The organism is Ruegeria sp. AK4 (assembly GCF_056541025.1).
Genome location: NZ_JBQFXS010000021.1, coordinates 46,737 through 54,895 on the forward strand (window position 1 = coordinate 46,737; position 8,159 = coordinate 54,895).

The 8,159-nt window shown below is 60.0% G+C and carries 6 protein-coding genes and 1 pseudogene; all 7 read left to right on the top strand.

Going from position 1 to position 8,159, the window contains the following annotated elements:
- Positions 1–4 precede the first annotated feature (4 nt).
- On the top strand, positions 5–2,071 hold the full coding sequence (locus tag ACR0EZ_RS22015; RefSeq protein ID WP_480616947.1) for a hydantoinase/oxoprolinase family protein: 2,067 nt from the start codon (positions 5–7) through the stop codon (positions 2,069–2,071).
- Positions 2,072–2,074: 3 nt separating this feature from the next.
- Positions 2,075–3,721 carry a hydantoinase B/oxoprolinase family protein gene (locus ACR0EZ_RS22020; RefSeq protein ID WP_480616948.1) on the top strand — a complete coding sequence of 549 codons (1,647 nt, stop codon included), beginning with the start codon at positions 2,075–2,077 and terminating at the stop codon, positions 3,719–3,721.
- A 6-nt stretch (positions 3,722–3,727) separates the two neighbouring features.
- Complete coding sequence (locus ACR0EZ_RS22025; protein ID WP_480616949.1) at positions 3,728–4,474, top strand: SDR family NAD(P)-dependent oxidoreductase; 747 nt, start codon at positions 3,728–3,730, stop codon at positions 4,472–4,474.
- Positions 4,471–6,372: a propionyl-CoA synthetase gene (locus tag ACR0EZ_RS22030; RefSeq protein WP_480616950.1), complete on the top strand. Its 1,902-nt coding sequence runs from the start codon at positions 4,471–4,473 to the stop codon at positions 6,370–6,372. Before ACR0EZ_RS22025 ends, ACR0EZ_RS22030 begins: the two co-directional genes overlap by 4 nt.
- Positions 6,369–6,713, top strand: coding sequence for a RidA family protein (locus ACR0EZ_RS22035; protein ID WP_480616951.1), 345 nt, complete (start codon positions 6,369–6,371; stop codon positions 6,711–6,713). Before ACR0EZ_RS22030 ends, ACR0EZ_RS22035 begins: the two co-directional genes overlap by 4 nt.
- Positions 6,714–6,727: 14 nt before the next feature.
- The gene (locus ACR0EZ_RS22040; RefSeq protein ID WP_480616952.1) at positions 6,728–7,471 is read left to right on the top strand and encodes an amino acid ABC transporter ATP-binding protein; all 744 of its coding nucleotides are present in this window, start codon (positions 6,728–6,730) and stop codon (positions 7,469–7,471) included.
- Positions 7,472–7,727: 256 nt separating this feature from the next.
- Positions 7,728–8,159: pseudogene (locus ACR0EZ_RS22045) on the top strand (IS6 family transposase); the annotation flags it as partial.

Below are 8,159 nucleotides of genomic sequence, written 5' to 3' on the forward strand. Positions count from 1 at the left end.
TCCCATGAGCAAGATTGATATTCGCGTCGGCGTCGACATTGGTGGAACCTTTACGGATGTGGCGCTGCAGCATCCCGGCGGTCTGTCCACCTGCAAAGTCCTGACCAACTACAGCCAGCCGGAACAGGCGATCCTGGACGGGATCGTGAAAGCGGCAGATCAGGCTGATCTCGCGCTGGGAGACATTGGGCAGGTCATTCACGGCACCACGCTGGTGACCAACTCGCTGATCGAACGCCGCGGCGCCAAGACCGCCTTCATCACCACCGAAGGGTTCCGGGACGTGATCGAGATGCGCTCGGAAAACCGGTTCGAGCAATATGACCTGAACCTGAACCTGCCGAAACCGCTGGTGCCGCGTCAGGACCGATTCACCCTGAATGAACGCATGGGCCCGGACGGAGAGGTTCTGCTGGCGCTGGATCTGTCCGAGGTCAACGCCATGGTCGACACGATCAAAGCGGGTGGCTTCGAAGCGGTCGCCATCGGCCTGATGCACGCCTATGCCAATGACGCGCATGAGGTTGCCATGGGCGCGGCGTTTCGCAAGGCGCTGCCCGATCTGTCGATCTCGCTGTCCTCGGTGATCTCGCCACAGATGCGCGAATTGCCCCGGTTCAACACAGTCATCGCCAACGCCTATGTGCAGCCGCAAGTGGCCGACTATTTAGGCCGCCTGGTGGCGCGCCTGCGCGACACCGGCGTGAACGCGCCTGTGTTTATGCTGCATTCCGGTGGTGGTCTGATCTCGGTCGAAACCGCGGCAGAGCAGCCCGTGCGCCTACTGGAATCCGGCCCTGCAGGCGGCGCAATCTTTGCCGCCGACTTTGCGCGCGCGCATGGGCTGGACAAGGTGCTCAGCTTTGACATGGGCGGCACTACCGCCAAAATTTGCCTGATCGAAGACGGTGCGCCCAAGACCGCAAACACCTTCGAGGTTGCCCGGACCTATCGGTTCAAAAAAGGCTCGGGCATGACCGTGTCGACCCCCGTGGTCGAGATGGTTGAAATCGGGGCCGGGGGCGGTTCGATTGCTTCGGTTGACAGCATGGGGCGTTTGCAAGTGGGGCCGCGCTCGGCCGCATCGGAACCCGGACCGGCCTGTTATGGGCGCGGCGGGACCGAGCCGACGGTGACGGATGCGAACCTGTTGCTGGGCCGTCTGGACCCGGACAATTTTGCCGGTGGCGCGATCCCGTTGCACACGGCAGAATCCGAGAAAGCCGCCGCCAAGCTGAACCTCTCCGCCGGGGATGCCGCCTTTGGCATCACCGAACTGGTGGACGAGAACATGGCCAACGCCGCGCGGGTTCACACGGTCGAAAACGGGCGCGACATCGAACATTTTACCATGATCGCTTTTGGCGGCGGTGCCCCGCTGCACGCCTGCCGTCAGTGCGAGAAACTGGGGATCAAGGCGCTTATCATCCCGCCGGGCGCGGGGGTGGGTTCGGCCATCGGGTTCCTAAAGGCGCCGTTCAGCTTTGAGGCGACATGCGGGTTGTTCCAGCGTCTGGACGACTTCGACGCCGGTGCCGTGAATGCGGCCCTGATTGAGATGGAGGCCGAAGCGCGTGCTTTTGTGGACGAGGGAGCGAAAGGGGCCGATACTGAAACTCGTCTGACCGCGCAGATGCGCTATTCCGGGCAGGGTTGGGAAATCCCGGTCGTGCTGTCGCACAAGCAGTTCGAAGACAGCGATGTGTCACTGATCCTCAAGGCCTTCGAAGACGCCTACCGTACGCTCTTTGGCCGGATCATCGAAGGGCTTGCGGTGGAGATCACCAACTGGCTTCTAACCGTCTCGACGGTTCTGCCCGATGCCGAACCTGTCGTCGGTCATAACAGCGGCTCGGACGCGGATGTTGCGCGGACGCGGGAGTTCTTCGACGCCGCCCTGCGCAAATCGGTTGAAGCGCGCGAGATCGAGCGGTCGAGCATGACACCGGGCAAAGCCGTCGAAGGCCCCGCGATCATCGTCGAATCCGAAACATCAACCGTAGTCACTTCGGGTTATCGCGCGGTGGGGCAGGGCGATGGAAGTTTGCTCTTGCTGGCGAAGGAGGCTTAAGCGATGAGTGCGTCAGATATCGATCATCAGATCATGTGGAACCGCTTGATTGCGGTTGTAGAGGAACAGGCTACAACGCTGATCCGTACGGCCTTTTCAACCTCGGTCCGCGAGGCGGGCGACCTGTCGGCGGGACTGTTCGACCGTGAGGGGCGGATGATCGCACAGGCGGTGACTGGAACTCCGGGCCACGTCAATGCGATGGCGGAGAGCGTCACGCATTTCGCCGCGCAGATCGGGCCGCAGAACACGTTTGATGGCGATGTGTTCATCACCAATGATCCGTGGCTGGGCACCGGCCACCTGCACGACATCACCGTGGTTACTCCGGTGTTCCGAAAGGGCGCGCATATCGGGTACTTTGCCTGTACCGCGCATGTGGTGGACATCGGCGGACGCGGCTTTGGGCCGGATGGCAATGAGGTGTTTGAAGAGGGTCTGCTGATCCCGATCACCAAGTTCGCCGAACGCGGTCAGGTGCAGCCTCTGCTGATTGAGATGATCCGCGCCAATGTGCGCACGCCCGACCAGACCGTGGGCGACATGTACTCGCTGGCCGCCTGTAACGAGGCGGGCGACCGCCGTCTGCAGGCGATGATGGATGAGTTCGGCATTGACGACCTGCAGTCCCTATCGGATTTCGTCATCGAGACAAGCCGTAAGGCGACGCTGGAGGCGATCGCCAAAGTGCCCTCGGGCACCTATCACGAGACGATGCAAGTCGACGGCTATGACGCCCCGGTGCATATGGAGGTGACGCTTAGCGTCGATGGCGATCAACTGCTGGCGGATTTCGCGGGCACATCGGGGATGAGCCGGTTCGGCGTGAACTGCCCCGAGGTCTATACCCGCGCCTATGCCTGTTACGCACTAAAATGTGCAATTGCACCCGAGGTGCCGAACAACACAGGCTCGCTTGAGCCGTTTCAGATCACCGCGCCAGAGGGCTGCATCTTAGCGGCCAAACGTCCCGCGCCAGTTTCGGTGCGCCACGTCATGGGCCATCTGGTGCCGGATGTGGTTCTGGGCGCGTTGCACAAGGCGATGCCGGATACGGTTCCAGCCGAGGGCGCAAGCGCGCTCTGGAACATTCAGATTTCTGCGCGGGCCTCGGACCCCGAAAGCGGTTTGCCGAACCGCGAGGTTCTGATGTTTAATTCGGGCGGCACCGGTGCGCGCCCCGGTTTTGATGGACTGAGCGCCACAGCTTTCCCGTCCGGCGTGTCGACCATGAGCGTTGAGGCGACCGAGCATGTGGGGCCGATCACCGTTTGGCGCAAGGATTTGCGCGAAGGCTCAGGCGGGGCAGGTGCTCTGCGCGGCGGTCTGGGCCAGACCATCGAAATTGAGCCGCGTGAGGGCTATGATTTCTACTTCAACGCTATGTTCGACCGGGTGGAAAACCCCGCGCGCGGACGCAATGGCGGGCTGGCCGGTGGCGCGGGTGCCGTAGAACTGTCCGATGGGACCAAGCTGCGCTCGAAGGGGCGGCAACTGGTCAAGAACGGCCAGCGGCTGAAACTCAGCCTGCCGGGTGGCGGCGGCTATGGCGCGCCGGAGCAGAGGGATCGGGACGCGGTGGCAGGCGATCTGGCCGCCGGGTTGATCACTGCCGGCCAGGCAAAGCAAGATTACGGATTTGAAGGGTAAACGCAGATGGCTGACACTCCTATTGCAGTTGTAACCGGTGCTGCGCAGGGCATTGGACTGGCCTGCGCCGAGGCGCTGAGCGAGGATGGCTACAAGGTCGTTCTGGTCGATGTTAAGGACAGCGTGCACGAAGCCGCCGCGACCGTGGGCGGTGTCGGAATGGTTTGCGACATGGGCGACGTGGACGCCATCAGCGCGATGTTCGACACGATTGAGGGTGAACACGGCCCGGTCTCGGCGCTGGTGAACAATGCGGGTATCGCGATGCCGGGCAACTTCCTGGACTATGATCTGGCCGCCTATGACCGGGTGATGGATATCAACCTGCGTGGCGTGTTCGTGGCGATGCAACGGGTTGCGAACACGATGGTCGAAAAGGGCATCGAAGGCGCGATCGTGAATATGTCGTCGATCAACGCGCAGGTCGCGATCCCGGCGATCCCGGCCTATTGCGCCTCGAAAGGCGGGATCATGCAGCTGACCAAGGTTGCTGCACTGGCGCTGGCTCCAAAAAACATTCGTGTCAATGCGGTTGGCCCCGGCTCGATTGATACCGAGATGATGGCGGGTGTGAACGCCAATCCCGAAGCGTTCAAAATGGCGATGTCGCGCACGCCAATGGGCCGTGCAGGCACCGCGCGCGAGATCGGCGATGTGGTGGCGTTCCTGTGCTCGAAAAAGGCCAGCTATGTCACTGGCGAAACGATTTACGTCGATGGCGGTCGCCTCGGCCTGAACTACGTGATGTCATGAGCTACGCGGACGCATATGCAAGCTGGCAGGCCGACCCCGAGGCGTTTTGGGGCAAGGCCGCCGAACAGATCGACTGGTTCACGCCTGCTGAAAAAGTCTTTGACCCGGAGATGGGCGTCTACGGGCGCTGGTTCGCCGGGGCAACCTGCAACACTTGCTGGAACTGTGTCGACCGTCACGTCGAGGCTGGGCACGGTGACCGCAAGGCGCTGGTTTATGACAGCCCGGTCACCGACACGGTTCAGACCTTCAGCTTTTGTGAATTGCAGGCCGAAGTCGGCGCGTTGGCTTCGGTCATGCGCGCTCATGGCGTCGGCAAGGGTGATCGCGTTGTCATCTACATGCCGATGGTGCCGCAAGCGGTGTTTGCGATGCTGGCCTGCGCTCGCTTGGGTGCGATCCATTCGGTCGTTTTTGGCGGCTTTGCTCCGCATGAACTGGCCACCCGCATCAACGATGCCGCGCCGAAGATGATCATCTCGGCCTCCTGCGGAATCGAGCCCGGACGGATCGTGCACTACAAACCGTTGCTGGATGCAGCGATTGAAGAAGCCACAACCAAGCCCGAGCATTGCCTGATCCTGCAACGCGACATGGAACTGGCTGAGATGTTCCTGGGCCGCGATCTGGACTATGCCGAACGGGTTGGCGCAGCAAAGGCGGCGGGCGAGATCACGGAATGCGTGCCGGTCGCGGCGACCGATCCACTCTATATCCTCTACACCTCCGGAACCACCGGCCAGCCCAAGGGGGTCGTGCGCGACAATGGCGGGCATATGGTGGCGCTGAAATGGACGATGGAACACCACTATGGGATCACTCCCGGTGAGGTGTTCTGGGCCGCATCCGATGTGGGCTGGGTCGTCGGACATTCCTATATCTGCTACGGGCCGCTGCTGCATGGCTGCGCTACCGTCGTGTATGAGGGCAAGCCCGTGGGCACGCCGGACGCGGGTGCCTTCTGGCGGGTCATTCAGGATCATGCAGTCGCAGCGCTGTTCACGGCCCCGACCGCCTTCCGTGCGATCAAGAAAGAGGACCCGAAGGGCCAGTTGATCGGCCAGTATGACCTGTCCAAGTTCCGCACCCTGTTTCTGGCTGGCGAACGCTCGGACCCGGCGACGATTCAGTGGGCCGAGGAAAAGCTGAAGCGTCCTGTGATCGACCACTGGTGGCAGACCGAAACCGGCTGGGCCATGTCGGGCAACCCTGTGGGTCTGGGGCAGTTCCCGGTCAAGTATGGCTCGCCGGGCAGGCCGATGCCGGGCTATGACATACAGGTTCTGGACGATGAGGGGCATGAGGTCGAACCCGGCATGCTGGGCAACATCGTGTGCAAGCTGCCGCTGCCGCCGTCGGGTTTCCCGACGCTCTGGAATGCGCCGGAACGGTTCCTGACTTCGTATATGAACGAATTTCCCGGCTACTACGCCACATCGGATGCAGGGATCATTGATGAGGACGGCTACGTCTTCATCATGGCGCGCACCGATGACATCATCAACGTGGCAGGGCACCGCCTGTCGACCGGCGCTATGGAAGAGGTGATTGGGGCGCATCCGGACATCGCCGAATGCGCCGTGGTCGGTGCCGCCGATGCGTTGAAAGGTCAGATGCCGCTGGGCTTCTATGTGACCAATGACGGCGCGGATCGGGATTCGGGTGAGCTGGAGAAAGAACTGATCGTGCTGATGCGGGAACAGATCGGAGCCGTCGCTGCCTTCAAAACAGCCATCCCGGTCAAACGGTTGCCGAAAACACGCTCTGGCAAGGTTTTGCGCGGGACAATGCAGAAGATTGCCGACAGCGTTGAGTTCAAGATGCCGGCTGCGATCGATGATCCGGCCATTCTGGATGAGATTTCCGAAGCGCTGAAAGGCCGGGGGCTATTGAAATGATTGAACGTCTCCACACCGGTGCGCGGATGTCGAAGATCGTCAAGCACAATGGCGTGGCCTATCTGTGCGGTCAGGTCGGCTCGGGTGACAGCGTCACCGAACAGACGCAGGACTCTCTGTCCCGCGTTGATGCCCTGCTCGCCGAGGCGGGCTCGGACCGCGAACATATCCTGCAGGCCACCGTCTGGCTGCGCGATATGGCGGATTTTGCAGAAATGAACGCCGTCTGGGATGCCTGGGTACCCGAGGGTCACGCGCCGGCTCGAGCCTGTGGCGAGGCCCGTCTGGCGCGGAACGTATTGAAAGTTGAGATCATCGTAACAGCCGCTATCAAATCTTGAAGGGGAGATCGCCCATGTCCGAAAAACCGGCCGTCAGACTAAACAAGGTGGAAAAGTACTACGGAACTTTCCACGCCCTAAAAAACATCAATCTGACCGTAACCAGGGGCGAGAAAATCGTCGTCTGTGGGCCGTCGGGGTCGGGCAAGTCGACCATGATCCGGACGATAAACCAGCTTGAGGAACATCAGTCCGGCTTGATCGAGATCAACGGCCACGCGATCAGCGCCGAGGACCCCAATATCGACAAACTGCGGCAGGATGTGGGCATGGTGTTCCAGCACTTTAACCTGTTCCCCCACATGACGATCCTTGAGAATTGTACATTGGCGCCGATGCTGGCCCGCAAAATCTCTCAGGCTGAAGCGGAAGAGACTGCGATGATGTATCTGGAAAAGGTCCAGATCGCCAATCAGGCCCCGAAGTATCCCGGTCAGTTGTCCGGCGGCCAGCAACAGCGCGTGGCTATCGCGCGGGCGCTATGCATGAAGCCAGATATCCTGTTGTTTGACGAGCCCACTTCTGCCCTAGACCCTGAAATGATCGGTGAGGTTCTGGACGTCATGGTGACACTGGCTCAGGAAGGGATGACCATGATTTGCGTCACGCACGAAATGGGGTTCGCACGCAAAGTGGCAGATCGGGTGATCTTCATGGACGCGGGTGAGATTATCGAAGAAGACGATCCCGAGAGCTTTTTCAATAATCCGAAGAGCGAACGGACGAAGAACTTTTTGGAGCAGGTTCTGGTTCACTAAAATAGGCTGATCTAAGGTTTCGCTGAGCACACATGAGAATGCTAAATCCACCGATAGGAGGTCTACTGGCGGTGCGGTATCTTGCCAGCATGCGTAAGAAATTTGTCATAGCTTACTCAGTTCTGGATAAGCATGGATTTGGTGCGTTTCTTTTTACCAACTAATAGCGAAGTAGTGGTTCTGTCGCAAACTTTGTTTCACCTGTCAGGTCAAGCTTAGTTTTGGTAGCGCATGCTCCAAATTACAGGAGCAGACCGTGACAATCTCATTCAAGGGTGCACACTTTCCGAAAGAAGTGATCTTGTATGCTGTTTTCTTCTATCTCCGATACGGCGTGTCTTACCGGGATCTGGAAGAAATCATGGCGGAACGTGGCGTTGAACTGGATCACGCGACGCTGAACCGTTGGGTGAGTCGATATGCCGGTCTTGTAGCTGATGCTTCACGGTACAAAAGCGCCCTGCCGACCGTTCATGGCGCATGGATGAGACCTATGTGAAGGTGAAGGGTGAGTGGGTTTATCTCTATCGCGCTATCGACAAACACGGAAAGACCCTTGATTTCATGCTATCCAAGCGCCGGAACAAAGCGGCTGCGACCAAGTTCTTCGCTCGTGCGCTTGAGGCGAACGGTTTGCCACGGAAAATTGTCATCGACAAAAGCGGTGCAAACACAGCTGGCATCAAAG

Bases quoted from the DNA above. Each gene is read 5' to 3' on its own strand.
- ACR0EZ_RS22015 (WP_480616947.1), top strand. From the start codon at position 5: ATGAGCAAGATTGATATTCGCGTCGGCGTCGACATTGGTGGAACCTTT.
- ACR0EZ_RS22020 (WP_480616948.1), top strand. From the start codon at position 2,075: ATGAGTGCGTCAGATATCGATCATCAGATCATGTGGAACCGCTTGATT.
- ACR0EZ_RS22025 (WP_480616949.1), top strand. From the start codon at position 3,728: ATGGCTGACACTCCTATTGCAGTTGTAACCGGTGCTGCGCAGGGCATT.
- ACR0EZ_RS22030 (WP_480616950.1), top strand. From the start codon at position 4,471: ATGAGCTACGCGGACGCATATGCAAGCTGGCAGGCCGACCCCGAGGCG.
- ACR0EZ_RS22035 (WP_480616951.1), top strand. From the start codon at position 6,369: ATGATTGAACGTCTCCACACCGGTGCGCGGATGTCGAAGATCGTCAAG.
- ACR0EZ_RS22040 (WP_480616952.1), top strand. From the start codon at position 6,728: ATGTCCGAAAAACCGGCCGTCAGACTAAACAAGGTGGAAAAGTACTAC.